Origin of the sequence: Micromonospora sp. NPDC047620, assembly GCF_043205005.1 — a bacterium.
Lineage (GTDB): Bacteria > Actinomycetota > Actinomycetes > Mycobacteriales > Micromonosporaceae > Micromonospora.
In genome coordinates this window covers 57,657-78,820 of sequence record NZ_JBIDDG010000029.1, presented here as the reverse complement: position 1 = coordinate 78,820, position 21,164 = coordinate 57,657, and the positions used below count along the sequence as shown (strand labels likewise).

The 21,164-nt window shown below is 74.3% G+C and carries 18 protein-coding genes; 5 read left to right on the top strand and 13 right to left on the bottom strand.

Translation table 11 applies throughout. The annotated features are described in order from the left end of the window. Window positions 1-17: 17 nt before the first annotated feature. The 3 genes from ACGF5C_RS27765 to ACGF5C_RS27755 all read right to left on the bottom strand — a co-directional run bounded on the left by ACGF5C_RS27765 (window position 18) and on the right by ACGF5C_RS27755 (window position 1,759). Window positions 18-263, bottom strand: a complete 246-nt coding sequence (locus tag ACGF5C_RS27765) for a hypothetical protein (protein WP_393306263.1) — start codon at window positions 261-263, stop codon at window positions 18-20. Between the two features lie 117 nt (window positions 264-380). Next, window positions 381-998: a hypothetical protein gene (locus tag ACGF5C_RS27760; RefSeq protein ID WP_393306261.1), complete on the bottom strand. Its 618-nt coding sequence runs from the start codon at window positions 996-998 to the stop codon at window positions 381-383. 194 nt (window positions 999-1,192) lie between these two features. Further along, window positions 1,193-1,759 carry a glycoside hydrolase family 3 C-terminal domain-containing protein gene (locus tag ACGF5C_RS27755; protein WP_393306259.1) on the bottom strand — a complete coding sequence of 189 codons (567 nt, stop codon included), beginning with the start codon at window positions 1,757-1,759 and terminating at the stop codon, window positions 1,193-1,195. 26 nt (window positions 1,760-1,785) lie between these two features. Between ACGF5C_RS27755 and ACGF5C_RS27750 the strand changes: the two genes are divergently transcribed. Next, window positions 1,786-1,962, top strand: a complete 177-nt coding sequence (locus tag ACGF5C_RS27750; RefSeq protein WP_393306257.1) for a hypothetical protein — start codon at window positions 1,786-1,788, stop codon at window positions 1,960-1,962. Window positions 1,963-2,285: 323 nt separating this feature from the next. Here the strand turns inward: ACGF5C_RS27750 and ACGF5C_RS27745 are convergent, their stop codons facing one another. The 3 genes from ACGF5C_RS27745 to ACGF5C_RS27735 form a co-directional block, all read right to left on the bottom strand. Then, window positions 2,286-2,555 (bottom strand): hypothetical protein, encoded by a 270-nt coding sequence (locus ACGF5C_RS27745; protein ID WP_393306255.1) that lies wholly within the window; start codon window positions 2,553-2,555, stop codon window positions 2,286-2,288. A 795-nt stretch (window positions 2,556-3,350) separates the two neighbouring features. Beyond that, window positions 3,351-3,890, bottom strand: a complete 540-nt coding sequence (locus tag ACGF5C_RS27740) for a hypothetical protein (protein WP_393306253.1) — start codon at window positions 3,888-3,890, stop codon at window positions 3,351-3,353. 270 nt (window positions 3,891-4,160) lie between these two features. Further along, window positions 4,161-5,366: an MFS transporter gene (locus tag ACGF5C_RS27735; RefSeq protein ID WP_393306251.1), complete on the bottom strand. Its 1,206-nt coding sequence runs from the start codon at window positions 5,364-5,366 to the stop codon at window positions 4,161-4,163. Between the two features lie 54 nt (window positions 5,367-5,420). On the opposite strand from ACGF5C_RS27735, the gene ACGF5C_RS27730 reads away from it, so the two are divergent. Further along, window positions 5,421-6,161 carry an AraC family transcriptional regulator gene (locus ACGF5C_RS27730; RefSeq protein ID WP_393306249.1) on the top strand — a complete coding sequence of 247 codons (741 nt, stop codon included), beginning with the start codon at window positions 5,421-5,423 and terminating at the stop codon, window positions 6,159-6,161. A 9-nt stretch (window positions 6,162-6,170) separates the two neighbouring features. Here ACGF5C_RS27730 and ACGF5C_RS27725 read toward each other — a convergent pair whose 3' ends face one another. Beyond that, window positions 6,171-6,329 (bottom strand): hypothetical protein, encoded by a 159-nt coding sequence (locus tag ACGF5C_RS27725; RefSeq protein ID WP_393306247.1) that lies wholly within the window; start codon window positions 6,327-6,329, stop codon window positions 6,171-6,173. Window positions 6,330-6,370: 41 nt separating this feature from the next. Between ACGF5C_RS27725 and ACGF5C_RS27720 the strand changes: the two genes are divergently transcribed. The 3 genes from ACGF5C_RS27720 (at window position 6,371) to ACGF5C_RS27710 (ending at window position 12,111) form a co-directional block, all read left to right on the top strand. After that, entirely contained in the window at window positions 6,371-9,463 is a 3,093-nt protein-coding gene (locus tag ACGF5C_RS27720; RefSeq protein ID WP_393306245.1) for an Hsp70 family protein, read from the top strand. A gap of 115 nt (window positions 9,464-9,578) precedes the next feature. After that, the gene (locus ACGF5C_RS27715) at window positions 9,579-10,805 is read left to right on the top strand and encodes a S8 family peptidase (protein WP_393306243.1); all 1,227 of its coding nucleotides are present in this window, start codon (window positions 9,579-9,581) and stop codon (window positions 10,803-10,805) included. A 205-nt stretch (window positions 10,806-11,010) separates the two neighbouring features. Continuing rightward, window positions 11,011-12,111, top strand: coding sequence for an NAD(P)/FAD-dependent oxidoreductase (locus ACGF5C_RS27710; RefSeq protein ID WP_393306241.1), 1,101 nt, complete (start codon window positions 11,011-11,013; stop codon window positions 12,109-12,111). 12 nt (window positions 12,112-12,123) lie between these two features. Here ACGF5C_RS27710 and ACGF5C_RS27705 read toward each other — a convergent pair whose 3' ends face one another. The 6 genes from ACGF5C_RS27705 to ACGF5C_RS27680 all read right to left on the bottom strand — a co-directional run bounded on the left by ACGF5C_RS27705 (window position 12,124) and on the right by ACGF5C_RS27680 (window position 20,869). Next, on the bottom strand, window positions 12,124-13,296 hold the full coding sequence (locus ACGF5C_RS27705; RefSeq protein WP_393306239.1) for an MFS transporter: 1,173 nt from the start codon (window positions 13,294-13,296) through the stop codon (window positions 12,124-12,126). Between the two features lie 12 nt (window positions 13,297-13,308). Beyond that, on the bottom strand, window positions 13,309-14,166 hold the full coding sequence (locus ACGF5C_RS27700; protein WP_393306237.1) for a family 3 encapsulin nanocompartment shell protein: 858 nt from the start codon (window positions 14,164-14,166) through the stop codon (window positions 13,309-13,311). Continuing rightward, a complete protein-coding gene (locus ACGF5C_RS27695; protein WP_393306235.1) occupies window positions 14,163-14,900 on the bottom strand; it encodes a hypothetical protein in 738 nt (245 codons plus the stop codon). Before ACGF5C_RS27695 ends, ACGF5C_RS27700 begins: the two co-directional genes overlap by 4 nt. 61 nt (window positions 14,901-14,961) lie before the next feature. Next, window positions 14,962-15,945, bottom strand: a complete 984-nt coding sequence (locus ACGF5C_RS27690) for an aldo/keto reductase (protein ID WP_363707263.1) — start codon at window positions 15,943-15,945, stop codon at window positions 14,962-14,964. Between the two features lie 44 nt (window positions 15,946-15,989). Beyond that, window positions 15,990-19,619: an amino acid adenylation domain-containing protein gene (locus ACGF5C_RS27685; RefSeq protein ID WP_393306233.1), complete on the bottom strand. Its 3,630-nt coding sequence runs from the start codon at window positions 19,617-19,619 to the stop codon at window positions 15,990-15,992. Between the two features lie 452 nt (window positions 19,620-20,071). Beyond that, window positions 20,072-20,869 (bottom strand): S1 family peptidase, encoded by a 798-nt coding sequence (locus ACGF5C_RS27680; RefSeq protein ID WP_393306231.1) that lies wholly within the window; start codon window positions 20,867-20,869, stop codon window positions 20,072-20,074. Window positions 20,870-21,164: the final 295 nt, after the last annotated feature.

Here is a 21,164-nt window from a genome sequence, read left to right as displayed (position 1 = left end):
CCTGGGCCGTTCTCGTTTCAGCCCTCTTTGATCTTGCGTGCCATTGGCGTGCCAGTAGCGCCGGCCATGCCGTCCGAGGCGGGTTCGCATGCCGGCCGCTTCGGCTTCGCGCCCTTGGCCGCCTTGCGCGCCGCCGGCTTCTCCTTGGGTGCGTTCTGCTTGGCGGCCTTGCCCTTGGTCGCCTTGTCCTTCTTCTTGCTCGCCTTGGCCGGCGCGTACCTGACGCTGTAGCGGAACCCGTACGCCGACAGGGGATGACGCACCCGGCCGGGAACAGGGTGGTGACCAGGGGCTTGATGCGGTGGTAGGCGTCTGCGGGCCGAGGGTCGCAGCGGTGCGCGACAAGGCGCACGACGCCCGGGTCCTGGTCTCCGGTCGCGTCAGGTTTCTTGCGGCGGCAGCCTGCACTCCCATCCCGCATCATGCGTGACGACCTGCAAGCCCATCTGCTGGTAGCGGTCGAGCACGGCCGGCTCGTCGCCCCATGACTCCATCTCGACCGAGCCGGGCCCGAGCAGGCACAGCGCACCGCCGAGCAGCTGCGCATACCGGTCGACGTCACGGTGCCCGGGGACGATGCCTGGGCCGTCGACGTATCGGCGCTGCCGATGGACGCGGCACAGCCCGATCCACATGTCCGCGACGCGCAGCCCGAGGTGAATCCATGCGGGGTCCGGCAGGTAGTCCGCTCGCGGCTGGTGGTGACCCCACTGGCCTCGGTAGCAGTCCGCGAAGACCTGACGAATCGTCGCGGTGTCCGTGATCTCCACGACCTCGGGCAGCGGCGAAGGGGGTTGTGTCACCTGCCCCCGCATCAAGGTGTAGCCACCTCTGAGGTGGAAGCCGTCGCCCTGGTGATCGCCACCGTGCAGCCACAACCGGCGAGCACCACCGGCCACCGCTGCCTCAACCAGCGCGGTGACCGGCACACCCGTTGGCGCTGGAGAATCTGCCTCAGCGATACGGTCACCATCGCTGGAAACACCGAAGGTGATCACAATTGGCACTCTCCTTGTGCGAAGGCGACTCGCCCCTGACGCGACTCGACCAAGCTTGATCATTAACCGCTTGGTGATCAGTGTGCACGATGCCGGGCGGATCGATGAGGTCGGGCGAATCCGGCCCCGGTCCCCGAGCAGCAGCAGCCGCAGGAGCCGGCGACGACTGCCGGAGCCCGACCTTGCGCCCCTCCTTACCTGACGACGCGAGTGAGCAGCGTGAACGCCCGCACCGGGTCGCCGGTGAGCTGGGCGCGGTCGGCGTCGGCGATCAGCGTCGCCCAGTCCGCCGGGGCGTCACCGCGTACCACGGTGGCCTGGGCGGCGTCCCGGGCCAGGCCAAGGGTCGCCTCGACCAGCGCCGCGTCCCGCTGACCGGCACCGAGCTGCCGGCCGAGCGTCCGCAGCGTCCCGGGGGCGTCGCGTAGCGAACCGTCGGCGTTCCAGTCGGCCGCCACCAGGGTGGCGCGCAGCTGGGGTCGGTCGGCGGCGAGCATCGCCAGCCGGTCCCGGCCCGGCTGGGTGCCCAGGCCCCAGCCGAACGGGAAGAGCGGCTGGTAGTCGGCGTCGCCGACGTTGATCGGCACTTGCGCCTCGGTGCGCGGCCAGCTCACCGGCAGCCGGCCGGTGAACGGACGCCGGCCGAAGAGCACGTCGGCCACGCCGGCGCCCTCGCTGCCGGGCAGCCAGGACGCCACGAGCGCGTCGATCTCGCCGAGCTGGTCGGTGAGGACCTGCGGCCGGCCTGAGACCACCAGCACCACGCAGGTGGGCGCAGACCTTGTCGATGACGGCCCGGTCGCCGGGCTGCAGGCTCAGCGACTTCTCCTCCTGCTGGGGCACCGTGCACCAGCCGCACTCCGGGCCGCCGACGTCGCCGTACCCCTCCGCGTACGGGGTCTCGCCGACCACCACGACGCCCACCTCGGCGCCGCCGGTGGGGGCCGAGGCGTCCGTGCTGTAGGTGACCTTGGCGTGCGGGGCGACCTCCCGGATGCCATCGAGGATGGAGGTGCCGGGAATCGCGTCGCCGGAGACCCCCTGCCAGGTGATCGTCCAGCCGCCGGCCTGGTTGCCGAGATCGTCGGCGTTGCGGCCGGCCACGTAGATCGAGGCGTCCGGCGCAGCGGCAGCGCCTGGCCGCTGTTCTTCAGACGACACCACTGCCGAAACACTCTCTTTTGGATCAAGGCGCCGCGCAAGCGCGGCGCAGCGGCTGGGCGCGCTCGGCCTGCTGGCGGCCTCCGGCCGGCATCGGCCGGCACACCCAGCCGCCCTGAAGCGGGACTATTCGCGATCGATCATGCGGTGCGCCTGGTCAACGCCGAGACACGCGACAACGGTCGACGCGTCTGCCGAAAGAAAGATCTGGAAGTGGTAGGGCGGGTCGGCGGCCGCCACCGACCCGAGACGTAACGGCAGGTGGCCTGCATCTGTCAGGGCTTGGACGGCTTCAGCGAAGCCAAGGGAGGAAACCCCTCTGGCTTTGATGTGCCTCTCCCGCCTTCGGTAGATGCGGACCATGTGGCTCGCTGGCAAGGGGTCGCTGTCGATCACGAAAGGCGCCCCTTGCCGGAGCGCAGCGCGGCAGGCAACCGGAGCTTCGTCTGAAGTGTCGAGTAGCGACATGAGGCGGTCTCGATCCACGGTAAGACGGTACTGCCGTCGAGGGCCGGGAGGGCGATCCGCGCTGCTCGGGCTGATGCACTTACAAACCCTGACGATCGCGACGGTGGTCGGCCGCCGTCTGGGCCGGGCCGATCGGCTGCCGCGCCGCTCCGCGGCTTGCTACCGGCTACCCGGCTCCGGACTCGCGGCAAGCCGGCGGCACGGCAAGCCGCCCCCGACCCGAGAGGCCGGGGGCGGTAAGCCGCACGCCGCCGGACGCCCACGTGCCGCCGTGCCAGCTACGTGCCAGTAGCCGGTGTCCCAGGCGGTCAACAGCGGTCATGATCGGGCACCACGGCACCGCCGCTGACCAGGCGTTCCGGACAGCTCAGGTCAGCCGGAAACGATCTTCCAAACTGACGGTGCGGGTTCGATTCCCGTCGCCCGCTCCACCCCCTCCGGCCCAGGTCAGAGGCAATCTGCCCCGATTCTGGGCCGGTCGACTACCCCTGATTTGATCTTCCGGGCCATCCGCGGGCCACTACTCGCCGAGCAGGGTCCGCCTCGACCTTGATTGCGCCGCCACTGCTTACGCTCAGGTCACAACGGTGACGGGTCGTCCCTCAGGCGGCTGCACAGGTAACCGTCGCACCACCGGCCGTCCCGGAACTCACACGCTCGCACCACGCCCTCCAACCGAAATCCGGCCTTCTCCAGAGACTTCTGTTCGACGCCAACGCTCGCTCATTTCTCCCCGAGCCACCCACACACCCAATACGATCCGCCCGCGTCCCGTTCCACGTACCACGAGTAGGTGACCTCTCCTGCTGGATCCCCCGTGGACGGTTTGAGCTGCGTCATCTTCGCCTTGACGATGATTCGGTCGGCATCTGCCGGAACCTCGTACGGCAGCAGCGTCCATTTCCCGATGTAGTAGCCGTTCAACGCAAACCCGAGCAGGGTGGACCGCAGCCGCGGGCAGGTGCCGGACTTGAAAAACGTCCATGTTGTGGCCGGTGAGCCGTCCATGTAGGTGCGGAACACCCTGTCGATCTCGGCGGGCGACATCGGCGTACGCGTCGGGTACGACGGCGTGTGAATGCTCGGAGTCGGTGTCTGTTCTGCGGCGGGGGTGCCGGGCTGGGCAACGGCCGGGGTCGTCAGCGGCGACGGCGACGCCGTGTTCGAGTTGTTCCTGACGACAATCACGCCGACCACGACGACCACTACGGCCACGGCGATCGCGATAAGCCCGAACACGCCTCCGACGAGGCCGACGATCAATCCGGTGTTCGGCTTGGGCGGAGGTGGCGGCGCTGGTGCCTCAGCAGTCGACTGCTGTCCCGAGTTGGGCCCGGGTGGGGGGGGGTCATGGCACTCATGCGCCCAGACTGAGATGCTTCTATAACTGCCGAGAACAGGGGGCTGTGGGCCGAAACCCTGCGCGTACATCGGCTCGTGACGGACTCTCCAGCCGTAGGCGACGTGATCGACCGAGATGGGCGGCCCGCGAGGACGAAGACCTCCGAGATCCCCATTTTCGTACGCGATGAGTCAGCCCAGCCGCGCGGATGGGTGACCGGCCGTGCCGACCCCGGGCGCGGTCGGCGGGCGGGGGTTTCCTCCCGACGCCGGCTCCGGGAGGGCACGGAACAGCATCCAGGCCAGGGCTGGCAGCGCGGGCAGCGGAGCGAGGGCCGCCTGGAGTGAGGTGGCGTCGGCGACGCTGCCGATCAGGGGGCTGGCCAGGCCGCCGATGCTGACGGCCAGGCCGAGGGTGATGCCGCTGGCGGTGCCGACCCGGGTGGGCAGGTAGTCCTGGCCGAGGGTGACCTGTAGCGAGAACGGGATGGCGAGGCCCATGGAGGTCAGGGCCACGAAGAGGTACAGCGCGGGGCCGGGGACGAACACGACGCCCGCCGTGGCGGCCACGGTGCCCAGGTACGACCAGCGCGCGACGGTGACCCGCCCCCAGCGGCCGGCCAGCTTTCCGCCGAGCACGGTGCCCACCGCGCCGCCGAGGTAGAGCACGAACAGCGCCAGGGCGCCCGCCGACCGGCCGCCGCCGGTACGCAGCTCGGCGTAGACCGAGACGAACGTGCTCAGCCCGACGAACAGGATCGACCGGCAGACCACGGCCAGCGACAGCCGCACGAACGACGCGCGGTCGTCGGTCCCGGTCGGGGTCGACGCGCCACCGCCGACGCGTCCATGATCACCCAGCGCGCGCAGTACGGGCAGGCACAGTGCGCTGCCCACGAGGGCGGGCAGCACGAGCAGCGGCGTGAGCCGCAGACCGCCGTGGGCGACCACGAGGGCGACCAGGACGGGCGCGGCGGCGAAGCCGAGGTTGCCGCCCAGGGCGAACCAGCCCATCGCCGCGTGGCTGCCCCGGCTGGCGATCCGCGCGAGGCGGGCGGACTCGGGATGGTAGGCGGCGACCCCGATGCCGGAGACCGCCACGAACAGCAGGGTCAGCGCGTAGGAGCCGCCGATGCCGCTCAGCGCGATGCCCAGCCCGCCGAGGACGGTGCTCACGGGCAACAGCCACGGCGACCGCCGCCGGTCGGTCAGCGCGCCGAACAGCGGCTGCGCCACCGAGGACAGCAGGGACGCGGCCAGCACGATGCCGGAGGCGGCGGCGTAGCCGTACTGGCGCTCGGCGATGAAGTACGGGACGAGCGACGCCACGGCACCCTGGTAGACGTCCACGCAGGCATGGCCGACCGACAGCAGGACGACGGGTCTGTTCCTCGGCATCCGGCAATGCTCGTCAGCACCGCCGTTGTCGCGCTTCCGATAACCTGCCACCTGATGCCGGAAGTCCGCCATTCTCCCGTCGCCCCGACCCGCGCCCTGTGGTTGACTCCCGGCTCCGGGATCGACGCGCACCGACACGACGACCACCAGATCGTCTACGCCGCGCGAGGGGTGCTGGCCGTCAGCACCGACGCGGGGGCGTGGGTCACTCCCGCCACCCGCGCCATCTGGATACCCGCCGGGACGGTGCACGCCCACCAGGCCCACGGCCGACTCGAACTGCACCTCGTCGGCCTGCCGACGGCGGAGAACCCGCTCGGCCTGGACCGGCCGACGGTGTTGGCCGTCGGCCCGCTGTTACGTGAGCTGATCCTCGCCTACACCCGTCGCCCGCACGACGACAGCCCGGCACGCGAGCGGCTGCGGGTAGTCCTGCTCGACGAGCTGCGAGCCTCCCCCCAGCAGCCCCTGCACCTGCCCGCTCCCCGCGACCCCCGGTTGGCGGCGCTGTGCGCGGCCCTCCACGCGGATCCGGCCGACAACCGCACCCTCGCCGCACTCGGGAAGCAGGTCGGTGCGAGCGGTCGCACCCTGTCCCGGCTCTTCACCGCCGACCTCGGCATGAGCTTCCCGCAGTGGCGTACGCAACTGCGCCTGCACCACGCCCTGCTCCTGCTGGCCGACGACATGCCGGTGACCACCGTGGCACACCGGTGCGGGTGGTCGTCGGCCAGCGCGTTCATCGACGCGTTCCGCCGCACCTTCGGGCACACCCCTGGGGCGCACCGGAGGTGAGCCGGGCAGTCAGCTTGGACCGACCATCGGGGTGTGACCAGGCACCCTGGCTGCCGGCGCCAGGTTCGGCAACTCCTCGTCGGCCGGGCCGCGCTCGGCGAGGGCCTCGGCCCGCTCCGCCAGGGGACTCGGGGCGAGATCGGCGCCGGTGCGGCTGCTGCGTACCATGCGGGGCCGGGCATCCCCTCGTCCCGCGGAGGTATCGGCAGATGGCAGGCCAGCACGAGGGGTACGCCCTCGGCGTCGACCTCGGCACGTCGCACACCGTCGCCGTGCTGCGCCGGCCCGACGGGCACACCCGGCCGCTGCTGGTGGACGGCCAGCCGATCATCCCCTCCGGCGTGTACGCCGACGCGGACGGGCTGCTGCACGCCGGCCGGGACGCCCAGCGGCTGGCCCGCACCGATCCGGGCCGGTACGAGCCCAACCCGAAGCGGCGCATCGACGAGCCCGCGGTGTCGCTGGGCGACCGGCGGTATCCGCCGGCCGAACTGCTGGCCGCGACGCTGCACGCGGTGGCCCGGGCGGCCGTCGAGGCGGTCGGCTTCCTTCCCCCGGCGGTGCTCACCTGCCCGGCGACCTGGGACGCGGCCCGGCGGCAGGTGCTCGCCGACGCCCTGGCCGTGGCCGGGTGGCCGTCCGCGGCCGAGCACACGCTCTCCGGCCCCACCCCAGCGGGCACCCGGCTGCTGCGGGAGCCGGTCGCCGCCGCCCGCTACTACACCCAGGTGCTGCGCCGGCCGGTGCCGGTGGGCGGGACTATCGCCGTTTTCGACTTCGGTGCCGGCACCCTGGACGTCGCCGTGCTCCTCAACAAGGGCGCCGACCCGTGGGGCGACTCGGGGTTCAGCGTGGTCGCCGCGGGCGGCGCCGACGACCTCGGCGGCCTGGACGTCGACGCGGTCCTGCTGGGCCGGCTCGGCGAGTTGGTCGCGGGCGACCATCCGGCGCAGTGGCAGCGGCTGGTCCACCCGCAGTCGGCGACGCAGCGGCGGGAGCAGCACGAACTCTGGGAGAACGCCCGGGGCGCGAAGGAGATGCTGTCCCGCGCGACGGCCGCGCCGGTGGCCGTGCCGGGGGTGGAGGCGGTCGTCACCCTCACCCGCGCCGACCTGGAGCGGGTGGCCGCGCCGCTGCTGGGCCGGGCGGTGGCGGTGACCCGGGAGGTGATCGGCGCGGCCGGCCTCGACCCGCAGCAGCTCGCCGGCCTGTTCCTGGTCGGCGGCGCCACCCGGATGCCGATGGTGGCCCGGCTCCTGCACGCCGAGCTGGGCATCGCCCCGACCGTGCTGGAGCAGCCGGAGCTGCCGGTCGCCGAGGGGGCGCTCACCGACCTGCCCCTGCCCCGACGCCCCCGCGGCGCCGCCGCCTTCGCCGTGCCCGCGCAGGCCGGATCCGCCGCGCCGCCACAGCCAGGGCCAGCGCCGGCGCAGCAGCCGGGACCGGTCGCGCCGGCGCAGGCCGGACCGACCGCATCGCCGCAGGACGCAGCCGCCGTGCCGGCGCTGCCCCAGCCCGCCGGGCCCGTGGGCCCCACGCTGACCGTTGTCGCCGGGCCGGAAGGCGTCACGCCGGCTCTCCCCGCCGGACTGACGCCCACCCTGGTCGCGGGTGCGTCGACCACGCCGACCGTGCCCGCCGCACCGGCCCCGACCACGCCGTACGGACCGCCGGGAGCCGCCCCGCCCGGGAGTCCGGTGCCGGCCGCCGTACCCGCCGGTCACGGCCAGCACGGCGGTCACGACGGCCACGGCCAGCACGGCGGTCATGGCGGTCAGCCGTTGGGCGTGTCCGGGCCGCCTCAGGCGGGCGGATGGGCGCCCGGCGTACCCCCGGCGAGCCTGCCCGCCGGGTCGGGCGCGTCGCCGGCGGCGTGGCCGGGCGTACCCGTCTCCGGCACGCCGGTGTCGCCGCCGCCCGGCGCCGGCCCGGCCGCGCCCGCGTTCCCCCGCCGCCGGGCGCTGTGGATCACAGCCGGGGCCGTCGTCGCCCTCGCCGGCGTGGTGACCGCGGCGGTGCTCTACCTGACCTGGGACCGCTACCCCGCCCTGGAGTTCCGGGCCGCCGTGGCCGAGGTGGAGCGGGTGGCCGCCGGGGACGACCGGCCGGAGGCGATGTTCACCGCGGTGCTCGGCGACCGGGCGTACCTCGCGCACCCGCTCGACGACGGGCGGCTGGAGGTGGTGGCGGTCGACGCCGACACCGGCGGGGTCAGGTGGCGGAAGCAGACCGAGGCGTCCGCCGAGCGGTGGGAGCGGATCGTCGCGCTGCCCGGCGCGGTGGTGGCCTTCGCCGACGCCATCGGCGACGACACCCCCCGGGACCTGGTGCTGCTCGACGGCGCCTCCGGCGACGAGCGGTGGCGCCGGCCGATCCTGGGCAACGACGAGGTCTTCTTCGGCGAGGACGTCGCGGTGCTGGTCGACCAGACCGAGAAGCGGCTGGTCGGGCTGCGGCTGAGCGACGGCGGGGAGACGTGGACGCAGCCCAGCCCGCAGGACGAGTACGGCGGGGCCCGCACCAGCGTCCACCCGGTCACCACGGACGAGGCGCTGGGCGGACCGGCCTTCGTCGACGGCTGGCCGCGCGACCCCTGGCGCGGCGAGGTCCGCCGGCTCGTGCAGGTGGGCGCGGACCGTTCCGTCCGGGTGGTCGACATGGACAGCGGCCGCATCGTCCACAGCCATGCCGGCGTGGCCGACCAGGACGACCTGGTGGTGGCGCACGAGGACCGCCTCTACGTCGCCCGCGACGAGGCCGGCTACCAGTTGCTGGCGTACGACCTGACGACCGGCGCCCAGCCGAAGGTGCTGCACACCGCCACGGACGACCGCAAGCGGCCGGAGGCGCTGGTGCCCTGCGGCGAGCACCGGGCCTGCCTGCTGGAGACCACGGGCGGTGAGGACGAGAGCACCGAGGTGGTGGCGGCGACCGAGGAGAAGGTGGCCTACTGGCCGGCGCCGGAGGCGACCCGGCTGGTGCCGCTCGGCGAGCATCTGCTGGTCCGGCGGACCTCCTCGGAGTCGGTCAGCACCCTGTTCGACCCGGACGGTCGCGCGGTGCTGCGGGACCGGCCGGGGGTGGCGGTCCGGCTCGACGCGGGCAACCTGCTGGTCTTCGCCGACCCGCCGAGCTCCGTCGAGGACGACCGCAGCGTCGCCGGGGTGGCGGCCGGCTCGGGCGAGGTGACCGAGATGGGCCAGTTGAAGGACGTACGCAGCGAGACGTGCTCGTGGAACACCAGCGTGATCGTCTGCGGCGCCAAGGAGGACTTCGTGATCTACCGGTTCGCCGACCGTTAGCCGAATCCCGACAACCATTCAGATCGATCTATATAACCGATAGCCTCCTCTCAACGGCCAGGCCGCCCCGCGTCCGGCCACGAGCCGGCGCGGGGCCGACAGGAGGAGGACCGGCATGACACTTCCCCGTACCCGGCGGTGGCGGGCCCGCCCGGTGGGCGTACTCGCCCTCGCCGCCGCGCTCGTCGCCACCGTGGGCACCCCCGCCACCGCGGCCTCCGCCGGCGAGATCCGGCACGCCGACGACGCGAACGCCGTGACCGACGGCTACGTCGTGGTGCTCCGGGACGACAGCGTCGGCCGGCACGCCGGCGACCGGCAGGTTGCGGTCAGGAACGTCGCGGGCCGGCTGGCCGACCGCTACGGCGCCACCCTCGGCCACGTCTACGGCCACGCGCTCACCGGCTTCGCGGCGCGGCTGCCGGAGCGCGCGGCCCGTCGGCTCGCCGCCGACCCGGCCGTGGCGTACGTGGAGCGGGACCGGGTGGTCACCCTCGTCGGGCCGGGCGTCCAGCTCAACCCGCCGTCCTGGGGCCTGGACCGGATCGACCAGCGCAGCCTCCCGCTCGACGGCCGGTACGCCTACCCGAACACCGCGCACAACGTGCACGCGTACGTCATCGACACGGGCCTGCGGCGCACCCACACCGACTTCGGCGGGCGGGCCGGCGTGGGGGTGGACCTCGTCGACGGCGGCCCGGCCGACGACTGCAACGGCCACGGCACCCACCTGGCCGGCACCGTCGGCGGCACGCGGCACGGGGTGGCGAAGGAGATCCAGCTACGCCCGGTGCGGGTGCTGAACTGCGCCGGCAGCGGCACCTTCTCCCAGGTCATCGCCGGGGTGGACTGGGTCACCGCGAACGCGGTCCGGCCGGCGGTGGCGCTGCTGGCGCTCGGCGGCGGGGCCAGCACGGCCCTCGACTCGGCCGTGAACCGGTCGATCTCGTCCGGCGTCACCTACGTCGTCACGGCCGGCAGCTCGAACGCCAACGCCTGCAACTACTCCCCCGCCCGGGTGCCGGCGGCGCTCACCGTGGCCGGCACCACCAGCACCGACGGCCGGATGCCGAGCGGCAACTACGGCAGTTGCCTCGACCTCTACGCCCCCGGCGCCAACATCACCTCCACCTGGCACACCACCGACACGGCGGTGGCCACCCTCAGCGGCGGGTCGATGGCCGCCGCGCACGTCGCCGGGTGCGCCGCGCTCGCCCTCTCGGCCAATCCCACCTGGACTCCCGCCCAGGTGGCGGCCTACCTGACCGGCAGGGCGACCACCGGGGTCGTCAGCGGCGTGGTCGCCGGCACGCCGAACCGCCTGCTCTACTGCGGCGCCTGACCCGGGAACGCCGGGGCCACCGGCACCGGCGCCGCCGAGCCGGCACCGGGCGGTCATCCTGCCGGCGCTCGGCCGGGTCACCCGCATGCCGACGTCCGCCCGCGCGACCCGTCGATCCTGCGGGCCGCGCGGGCGGATCGTCCGCACAACATCGATGTTCATCGACGGTTGTCGCCGGAGGCGTCTGCGGCTACCGTCAAATCCAGTGACGATCGACTATATGGTCATCGGCGCGGGCATCGCGGGCGCCAGCGCCGGACACCACCTCGCCGCGTACGGCAGCGTGCTGCTGGCCGAGATGGAACACGTCCCCGGCCAGCACTCCACCAGCCGCTCGGCCGCCCTGTTCTCCGAGTACTACGGCGGGCCGGTGGTGCGCGGGCTGACCCGGGCCAGCCGGGGCTTTCTCACCGCCCCGCCGCCGGGGTTCGCCGACCATCCGCTGCTCACCCCGCGCGGCGCGCTCACCCTCTGCCCGCCGGGCGCCGAGGACGAGTTCGACGCGGCGCTGCGCGACGGGGCCGACGTGGACCCGCCGGCCCGCGAGATCGACCTGGCCGAGGTGGCAGCGTACTGCCCAGTGGTGCGGCCCGGGTGGTGCCGGCGGGCGATGGTGAAGCCGGCCGCCCGGGACCTCGACGTCGCCGCGCTGCACCAGGGATACCTGCGGGGCATCCGCGCGGCCGGCGGTCGGGTGGTGTGCGGCGCCCGGGTCCGCCGGCTGCGGCGGGCGGGCGGGGCGTGGCGGGTCACCACCGACGCCGGCGAGTTCACCGCGCGGGTCGTCGTCAACGCGGCGGGCGCCTGGGCCGACGAGGTCGCCGCGGCGGCCGGCGTACGACCGGTGGGGCTGACCCCGCTGCGGCGCACCGCCTTCCTCGTGGACGCGCCGGCCGGCGTCCCGGCGACGGGCTGGCCGATGGTCAACGACGTGGCCGGCACCTTCTACTTCAAGCCGGAGTCGGGGCGCCTGCTGGTCTCCCCGTCCGACGCCACCCCGGCGCCGCCCGGGGACGCCCGCCCCGACGACCTCGACGTGGCGATCGGCGCCGAGCGGGTGCAGGAGGCCACCACGCTGAGCTTCCGCCGGGTCCACCGGGCCTGGGCCGGTCTGCGGACCGCCGCCCCGGACGACGTGCCGGTGATCGGCCCGGCCCCCGAGGCGCCGGACTTCCTCTGGCTGGCGGGGCTGAGCGGCTACGGCGTCCAGACGGCGCCCGCGGCGGGCGCACTGCTCGCCGCGCTGGCGGCCGGCGCCCCACCACCCGTCGACCCCGCCCCGCTCTCCCCCGCCCGCTTCCCCTGACCGCCCGAGGGGTCAGTGGGGGCGTTGGCCCACCAGCGAGCGACGGGGCAGCATCGTCCACGCCGAGATGCCCGCCGACACCAGCGCCGCCAGCAGCATCACCTGGAAGACCGCCGGATAGCCGGCCGCGCTGGCGACCAGGCCGGCCAGCGGCGCCCCGGCCACCAGGCCCAGGTCCCAGAACGACGTGAACGCGCCGAGCGCCGCCCCCTGGTGCGCCGGGTCGGTCCGGTTGATCACGAGCAGGGCCAGCGCCGGGAAGAGCAGCGAGAGCCCGGCGCCGATCACCAGCCCGCCGACGACCGCGACCACGAGATTCGGCGCGACCGCGACCAGGAGCAGCCCCACCGCCTCCACCAGCGCCGACGCGACCGCCACCCGGCCGGCGCCGAGCCGGTCGGGCAGCCCGCCCACGAACAGCCGGACGCCGACATAGGTGAAGCCGAACGCGTTGAACGCGGCGATCCCGTTCTCGATGCCCCGGTCGGCCAGGTGCAGGGCGACGAACGCGGCCAGTGCGGCGTACCCGAACCCGGCCAGGGAGAGCGCGACGCCCGGGGCGACCGCGCTGCGCGGCAGGATGCCGGCCGGGCCCTTCGGTTCCGGCTGCTGCGGCCGGGGGCGGACGGCCACGAGCGCGGCCCCGGCCAGCGCCGCCAGGATCGCGAACAGCCACACGGCGGGGTAGCCGCCCGAGGTGCGCAGCAGCACCGCGCCGAGCAGCGCGCCGAGCGTGATGCCCAGCCACATGTGGATGCCGTACAGGCCGACGACGCGGCCCCGCCGGTCGGCCGGCGCGAGCGCCACCAGCCAGGCGGCGCCGGCGGTGTAGACGGCCGCCTCCCCCACGCCGTGCAGGACCCGGACGCCGACCAGCACGCCGACGTTGCCGGCCACCAGGTAGGCCGCGGCGGCGGCGGCGCACACGGCCGCCCCGGCCAGCATCACCGTCCGGTACCCGTGCCGGTCGCCGAGCCGGCCGGCGATGGGCCGGGCGATCACGGCGGAGACCGCGATCGCGGCGATCACCACGCCCACCTCGACCCGGTTGCCGTCGAGTTCGTCGAGGACGTAGAAGGGCAACACGGCCAGGGACGCGCCGACGCCGAGCAGGCAGAGGAAGATGGCGCCGAACAGCGGCACGATGGGCCGGTAGAACGAGAGTTTCCCGCCGGTCGTGGTCATGCGGTGACGCTCCTAGGCCGGTACGACGTGGAAGAAGTGGGTCGGCAGGTGCACGGCCAGGCCCTCGTGGATCTCGGCGCAGACGGCCGGGCCGTCGGTGGCGAAGGTGCCCGGCGGCGGGGTCGCCACGCGGATCGCGGAGCGCCCGGCGTCGAGCAGGCGCGCCGCCATCGCGAAGTCGCCCACCACCGCCTCGCCCGGCGCCACCATCCGGGTGCGGCTGATCAGGACGCCGTTGCGGTGCAGGTCCGCCAGCAGCGCGTCGCGCCCGAGCAGGTGGGTGTAGTAGTCCCTCGGGTTGACGATCATCGCGTGCGGGGTGGCGCCGGTCTGCTCGATCTCGTCGCAGGCGGCGAGCAGACCGGTCAGCCAGTCGTGCCGGTACGGCAGCCGCCCGATCTCGGGGTGCCGCAGCAACCCGTGCTCGCCGATGGTCAGCGCCTGGTTCTCGGCGGTGGCGAGGCGGACCAGCAGCCGGTAGTCGACGAAGACGGCCAACCCCTCCGGGTCGTCGGCGAGTTCCTCGGGGATGCGTACCCAGGCGCGGATCGGGTGCACGGCGGCCGAGGCGGTGCCGAACCGGAAGGCCGCCTCGCGGCGCAGGCCGGACTCGTGCACCGCGGCGGCCTCCCCGGCGTCGGGCCGGCCCTCGCACCAGAACCGGACCGGGTCCATCCCGACCGACCGCTTGCGGAACAGGTTGCGGACGGTCACCCGGGGGCGTTCCTTGGTCGGCTGGAAGGCGTCCGTGATGGTGTAGTCGAAGCGCACCTCGGCACCGGCCGGGTCGGCGGCGTACGCGCGGGCGAACACCTCGCCGGGCGACAGGGTCGACGACGCGGTCACGGGCGGCGCGGCGGTGGTGGTCATGAGTCCTCCCCGATGGCGATGGCGTGCCGGATCAGCCGCTGGTAGAAGGGCTGGTGGTGGTCGTGGTACGAGCGCAGGGTGTCGTCGTTGTCGACGGTCACCGCGAAGGACTTGGCGACCGGCGAGAAGCCCGAGGTGCGCTCGACGTCGAGGTGCCACTTGCGGGTGCGCCGCCACTCGGCGCGCTCCCCCGGTTCCCAGTTCAGCGCCTCCGGCCGGAACGGCAGCCCCACGGCGGCGCACCAGGCCGCCACCGTGTCGGCGGGCCGGCGCAGCAGGTCCTCGGCCCGGATCACCACCGGCGGCCGGCGCGCGGTCCGGCGGACCAGGTCGAACAGCTCCCACTGGTGCTCGAAGCCGATCTCCGGGCAGGTCACCGTGGGCTTGATGGCGTAGTGCGAGCTGATCGTGCGGGCCGGTTCCCGGACGATGAAGGTGTGTGTGACGTCGGCGATCGACTCGGGATCGTCGAACAGGTGCCGGTACCGGTACTCGAGGGTGTCCTTGACGAAGACCGTCCGGTCCCGGCCCAGCCCGGTCAGGTGCGCGACGACCTCGGCCGGGTCGGTGACGGTGACGGTGCCGCCGTCGGCGGTGGGCAGGTCGACGTGCCCCTCGTCGACGAGGGTGACCAGCGGCTCGTGCACGACCGTCACGTCGCCGCGGGCGATCATCATGCGCAGGAACGCGGTGGAGAGCGCCCGCGGATGCGCCCACATGGCGATCACCGGCATGCCGGCCCCCCGTACCGCCTGGCCCGCCGGACCGGCGCGCCGCCGGAACGGTGGACGGGCCTCACTGGGACCACCAGGTCGGCTTGCGGTCCCAGCGGTGGTCGCGCAGCCGGTCCAGCAGCCCGGCGTCCAGCGGCGCGCCGTCGCTGACGGCCAGGTTGGCGCGGACGTGCTCGACCCGGCGCATGCCGGGGATCACCGTGCTCACCGCCGGGTGGTGCAGGATGAACCGCAGCGCCAGCTCCGGCATGGTCGTCCCCGGCGGCACGTCGGCGGCCAGCCGCTCGGCGCGCTCCACGCTGGGCAGCAGGTTCTCCGGGCCGAAGTACGTGCTGCGCCAGTCCTCCTCCGGCCACGTGCTGTCGGCGGTCAGCGTGCCGGTCAGCGTCCCCTCGTCGAACGGCACCCGGGCGATGATCCCGATGTCGTCGCGTTGCGCGCGGGGGAACAGCTCGTCCTCGGGCGCCTGGTCGAAGATGTTGTAGATGACCTGGACGACGTCGATCAGCCCGGTGTCGAGGGCGGCGTGGCAGTTCGTCGGCTCCCACCGGTTGACGCTGATCCCGACGCCGTCGACCAGGCCCTCGCGCTTGAGGTCCGCGACGGTCTCCTGCCAGCGCCCGTCGGCCGCCCAGCGGTCCTCCCAGACGTGGAACTGGAGCAGGTCGATCCGGTCCACCCCGAGGTTCTCCAGGCTGTGCCGGGTGTACTCGCGGATGTGGTCGGCCGGGAAGACGTCGTCCAGGGTGTCCTGCGGGCCGGGCGGCCACTCCCGGTTCTTCGGCGGGATCTTGGTGGCCAGGTAGAGCCGGCGGTCCGGGTGCCGGCGCACGAGGGCGCCGAGCAGCCGCTCGCTGACGCCCCGCCCGTAGACCCAGGCGGTGTCGAAGAAGTTGCAGCCCCGTTCCACCGCCTCGTCCAGGCAGGCCGGCGCGGTGTCGTAGTCCCAGCCGGTGAAGCCGCCCGGTCCCCCGCCGATGCCCCACATCCCGTACCCGACCTCGCTGACCTGCCAGCCGAGCCGACCCATCCTGCGGTATCGCATTCCACTCCCTCGTCCGTGCGGATCGCCGCGCCGCGCGCGGCTGGTCACCCTGGTCCGGCCGGCAGCAGCAGCCGGTCGGTCGCCCGTCGCTCGTGCTCGCCCAGCCACGCCCGGTAGGCGCCGACGGACGGCCCGAGCCGGTGGTCGGTGAAGCCCCGGCGCCGTTCCAGCTCGGCGCAGCCGTCGCGGCGGAACAGCCGGGGGTTGTCGGTGAGCAGCGTCGCGAAGACCGCCCGCAGCCGCTCCTCGTCGGCGCCGGCCCCGGCCGGGAACAGCGCGAGCAGCACGGCGGCGGCCCGGTCGCCGTCGGTCGCCGCCTCGCGCAGCGCCGCCACGAAGCGCACGCAGCTCACCCGGGGCAGGGCGTCCGCGCCGGCCAGCGGCAGGTCCGTGAAGTCGACGCTCACCGGGTGCAGGACGTGCAGCGTGCCGCCCCACAGCCGCGGGTCGACGACGGCGGCGACGATCCGGCGCGCGGCCCAGTCCACCGGCGTCCAGTCGGAGCGGACCGGCGCGTCGGGGCGCATCCGCAGCCGGTGGCAGGCGGCCAGCAGCAGGTGGGTCAGCGCCCGGGGGTTGGGCTGCCCGTCGTCGGCGGCGGGCATCACCTCGCCGAGACGCAGCACGGTGACGGTCGCGCCGCGCCGCCGGGCCTCGGCGAGATACCGCTCCGCCACCCACTTCGACCGGCTGTAGCCGCTGGTGGGCGGGACGGCGAGGGCCGGGTCGCACCCTTCCGGCAGCGGGTCGGGGCGGCGGGCGGCCTCGGTGTCGAGGACGCCGAGGGTGGAGACGTGGTGCAGCGGCTTCGGCCGGCCGGTCAGCGCCAGCCGGAGCAGCTCGGCGGTGCCGAGGACGTTCGCCTGGCGGTGGGCCCGGTAGTCGAACAGGAAGTTGACCAGCGCCCCGGCGTGCAGCACGAGGTCGCAGTCGTGGGCCAGCCGGGCCCAGGCCTCCGGGTCCAGGCCGAGGGCGGGGCGGGCCAGGTCCGCGGCGTACCCGTGCAGGCGCAGGCCGTGGCCGGGCCGCCACAGGCCCCGCTCGGCCAACGCCCGGACGACGCGGGCGGTGGCCTCGGCGTCGTCGGCGGCCCGCGCGAGGCACAGCACCCGGACGTCGGTGGTGGCGAGCAGTTCGTGGACCAGCCGCGCGCCGACGAATCCGGTGGCGCCGGTGACCAGGACGGTGCGCGGCGACCGGCGTCGGGCGACGGGGCGCACCGGCAGGTCGGCCGGGACGGCCGCGTCGCGTTCCACCAGCTCGGCCTCGGTCTCGGCGGGGTCGGCCGCACGCAGGCGCGCCGCGACCACCCGGGCGAGCCGGGCGGCGGTGGGGTGGGCGAAGAGGTCCTGGACGCCGACCCGGACGTGGTGGTCGGCGTCGATCGCGGTCACCACGTCGAGCGCCTGGAGCGAGTCGCCGCCGGCGTCGAGGAAGTCGGTGTCCGGGTCGAGGTCCGGCCGCCCGAGGACGGTCCGGAACACGGCCAGCACCCGGCCCGGCAGCGTACGCGCCTCGGCGCGCGCGGCGCTCGCCCGCGCCCGATCGGCGAGCGTACGGTCGAGCCAGGTCTCCAGGGCCCGCCGGTCGACCTTGCCGTTGCCGGTCAGCGGCAGCGCGTCCCGCACCACGACGTGCCGGGGCACGTGGGGCCGGGGCAGCAGCCGGCGCAGGTGCGCCCGCACCGCCGGCTCGGTCACCTCCGGGTCGGCGGCGACGAAGAGGGCCAGCGACTTCCCCCGGCCCTCCCGGGCGAGGAGGACCTTCGCCTGCCGCACCCCGGGCAGCCGGGTGGCGGCGGTCTCGATCTCGCCAGCCTCGATCCGGACGCCGTTCACCTTGAGCTGGAAGTCGCGCCGGCCGACGAAGTGCAGTCGGCCGTCGGCGGCGAGACGGCCCAGGTCCCCGGTGCGGTAGAGCCGGGTGCCGGGGATGCCGGGCAGCGGGTTGGGGACGAACACCTCGGCGGTGCGGGCCGGGTCACCGAGGTATCCCTCGCCGAGGCAGACCCCGCCGATGACGATCTCGCCGGTCGCGCCGGGCGGCAGCGGGCGCAGCCCGGCGTCCACCACCGCCGCGTAGCAGTTGTCGATGGGCCGGCCGATGGGGATGACGTCGCCGTCGGACCGGGTGACGGTGTGGAAGACCATGCCGATGGAGGCCTCGGTCGGGCCGTACCCGTTGGTGGCCGACACTCCCGGCACCAGGTCGGCCAGGCGGTGCACCGCCCACGGGTCGATCTCCTCGCCGCCGACGATCACGTGCCGCAGCGTGGCGACGGCACGGCGGGCCGCCGGGTCCCGGTCCAGGACCGACACCAGCGCGCCGAGCACGCTCGGCACGAAGTCGGTCATCGTGACGGCCTCGTCGGCGATGGTGCGGACGGTCCGTTCGACGTCGAGGAAGCCGCCCTCGACGGGCACCACCACCCGGCCGCCGGTGGTCAGCGGCCAGAACATCTGCCACACCGACGAGTCGAAGGTGTGCCGGCTGTTCTGCAGCACCACCTCCGCGCCGGTGGCGGCGAAGTAGCGGGTCATGAAGCGGAACCGGTTGGCGATGCCGTCGTGCCGGTTGACGGCGCACTTCGGGGCGCCGGTGGTGCCGGAGGTGAAGATGCCGTAGATCAGGTCGCCCGGGCCGACGGGCATCCCGGGCCGGCGGCGGGTCGGGGTGATCTCGTCGAGGTCCACCGGCAGGCAGGCAACATCCCCGGTGTCGGGACGCGGGTCGCCACCCCGGACCACCGCGAGCCGGGGCCGGATCACCGCCAGGGACGCGCGCAGCCGGTCCGCCGGCCAGCCGGGGTCGACGGGCACGAAGGCCGCGCCGAGCTTCATCAGGGCCAGGTCGACGACGGGGAGTTCGAGGCCGTCGGCGAGGAGCACGGGCACCACGTCGCCCCGCCCGACCCCCCGGGCCGCGAGGGCGGCGGCGACGCCGTTGGCCAGGTCGTCCAGTTCGCGGTAGGTCAGCGAGCGCCCCCGGAACGACACCGCCCGGCGCTGCGGATGCAGGTCGACGCGGTGTTCGATCATGCGCGGCACCGCCACGAAGGGCCCGTCGTCGTGCCGGCGGCCGGCCCGCTCCACCAGGGCCCGGGAGGCGGGCCCGAGGGCCGACGCCGTCGACGCGGGCGACGCCGGGTCGGCGAGCAGGGCGGCGAGCAGTTCGGCGTACATCTCCGCCACGGCGGCGGCATCGGCCGACCACGGATCGTCGGCGGCGCAGCGGAGCACGACCGCGACCGTCGTGTCGGTGACGTCGGCGGTGAGCAGCACGGGTGGCGCGCCGGCGGACGGTGCCGGCGAGCCGCCGTCGAGGAGCACGAGGACGTGGTCGACGCCCTCGTGGTCGAGTGCGGCGGCGCACGTGCGGACCGTGGCGCGCGCCCGGTCGCCGGGCATCCGGTGCAGGTCCGCCGGCCAGACCGGCAGGTCCAGCATCTCCGCGCCGGCCCGTACTCGCACCGGTGCCTGGCGGCCCAGGCGGTCGAGCAGTTCCACGGCGGCCAGGGCGGCCGTGGACACCCGGTCGCGGCTGCCGTCGGCTGCGCTGCCCAGGTCGGCTGCGGGGTGCGGCCCGGCGGCCGACGGGCGGGTGGCGGTGTACCGGTACGTCGACCCGTACGAGACGGGAACCGCTGCCGCGGACCCGCTGTCGCCCGACCTCATCACGCCTCCTGTCCCGAGCCCGTGCGGCCGTCGGTCGCAGCCGCGTACGGAGCTGTGCCGGCCCGCCGCACGCCGACAGTGATCGGCGTCGGTCGATGGACGGCCGCTGGTCATGGACACTAGAGGCCTGATCGACGGTAGGGAATACGCAACTTTCTGCTACATCGATTCCCGTCACTTGTCTGCGTCGGCGTCGGTCGTCGCGCCCCGGACGCGCGACCCGTCCGGGGAACCGGCCCGCGACCAGCCGATCCTCCGGACCCCGCCGGCCGGACACGACGGTTCCGCCCCGCCGCAGCCCGGGCGGCCGGGGGCCGGGACGGGGCTGCGCGGCTCTCTCGTCACCCGATCGATCAGCGGGAATCACGTCCGGTAGTCGGCATCGCGAGGGCGGACACGCGCGGGGACCCGGCCGGACGGGCCGGCCGGGTCCCCGCACACCGCTCCCGCGGCTAGCCGCCGAGGCTCGCCGCCGCCGAGGCGATCGCCGGGGCGAAGGTGCTCACCTGGGTGTAGACGCCGGGGTAGTTGGGGCGGGCGCAGCCGTAGCCCCAGCTCGTGATCCCGACCTGGATCCAGGCGTTGGTCGCGTCCCGCCGGAACATCGGGCCGCCCGAGTCGCCCTGGCAGGTGTCGACGCCGCCGCTGGCGTAGCCCGCGCAGATCTCCTCGCTCGGGATGATCTGGCCGCCGTAGTAGGAGTTGCAGGTGGCGTCGCTGACGAACGGCACGGTCGCCTTGCGCAGGTAGCGCTGCTGCGCGCCGCCCTCCCAGGTGGCACCCCACCCGGCGACCGTGAAGGTGCCGTTGTCGTACGCGGTGCTGGTGGCGATCTTGAGCGTGGACAGCGTGGTCACCGGGGTGGCCAGCCGGATCAGGGCCCAGTCCTTGCCGTTGCCGTTGTAGCCGGGCGCCCGGTAGACGTAGTCGGACCGCACCTGGATCCGGCTCGACGACTGGAGGTCCACCACGCCGAGGGTGGCGGTGATGCTGGTGTTCGCGCCGGTCCCGCCGACGCAGTGTGCGGCGGTCAGCACCAGCCGGGGGCTGTAGAGAGAGCCGCCGCAGCCCATCGAGAGCCGGACCATGAAGGGGAACTCGCCCTGCGCGGCGAGGGTGCCGCCGACGACGTACGGAGTCACGTCCGACGCGGGCCTGGCACCGGCCGGAACGGCCAGGACGAACGAGCCGGCGGTGACCGCCACCAACGCGGCGGCCAACCGGCCGATGAGTCTGCGCCAACGGACCATGGGAGCCTCCCCGAGCTTCGCGGCGCGCGGGGGTCGACGCGCCGGCATCCGATGGCGGGATCCTATGGACATATATCGATGAATGGCAATGTTCGGGCCCATCCCGCGTCGGTCATACCGTTGCGCACCGGGCGGTCGCCCTCCTGCGGGCGAGCGCCCGTTTTGCGTCGGGACCGCCCGGGTACCGCAGCCCGGGTGGCCTCCCGAAGGCGGACGCGGAGGGCCACGGCGGCAAGCACTGACCGCCGGGTCAGGCCGGCCCGGGCGCGGATGAACCGCGACCCGCCGGGTAAGC

Coding starts and splice junctions, on each gene's coding strand:
- ACGF5C_RS27750 (WP_393306257.1), top strand. CDS start 1,786: ATGACGGCCCGGTCGCCGGGCTGCAGGCTCAGCGACTTCTCCTCCTGC.
- ACGF5C_RS27735 (WP_393306251.1), bottom strand. CDS start 5,366: ATGCCGAGGAACAGACCCGTCGTCCTGCTGTCGGTCGGCCATGCCTGC.
- ACGF5C_RS27730 (WP_393306249.1), top strand. CDS start 5,421: ATGCCGGAAGTCCGCCATTCTCCCGTCGCCCCGACCCGCGCCCTGTGG.
- ACGF5C_RS27725 (WP_393306247.1), bottom strand. CDS start 6,329: ATGGTACGCAGCAGCCGCACCGGCGCCGATCTCGCCCCGAGTCCCCTG.
- ACGF5C_RS27720 (WP_393306245.1), top strand. CDS start 6,371: ATGGCAGGCCAGCACGAGGGGTACGCCCTCGGCGTCGACCTCGGCACG.
- ACGF5C_RS27715 (WP_393306243.1), top strand. CDS start 9,579: ATGACACTTCCCCGTACCCGGCGGTGGCGGGCCCGCCCGGTGGGCGTA.
- ACGF5C_RS27705 (WP_393306239.1), bottom strand. CDS start 13,296: ATGACCACGACCGGCGGGAAACTCTCGTTCTACCGGCCCATCGTGCCG.
- ACGF5C_RS27700 (WP_393306237.1), bottom strand. CDS start 14,166: ATGACCACCACCGCCGCGCCGCCCGTGACCGCGTCGTCGACCCTGTCG.
- ACGF5C_RS27695 (WP_393306235.1), bottom strand. CDS start 14,900: ATGCCGGTGATCGCCATGTGGGCGCATCCGCGGGCGCTCTCCACCGCG.
- ACGF5C_RS27690 (WP_363707263.1), bottom strand. CDS start 15,945: ATGCGATACCGCAGGATGGGTCGGCTCGGCTGGCAGGTCAGCGAGGTC.
- ACGF5C_RS27685 (WP_393306233.1), bottom strand. CDS start 19,619: ATGAGGTCGGGCGACAGCGGGTCCGCGGCAGCGGTTCCCGTCTCGTAC.
- ACGF5C_RS27680 (WP_393306231.1), bottom strand. CDS start 20,869: ATGGTCCGTTGGCGCAGACTCATCGGCCGGTTGGCCGCCGCGTTGGTG.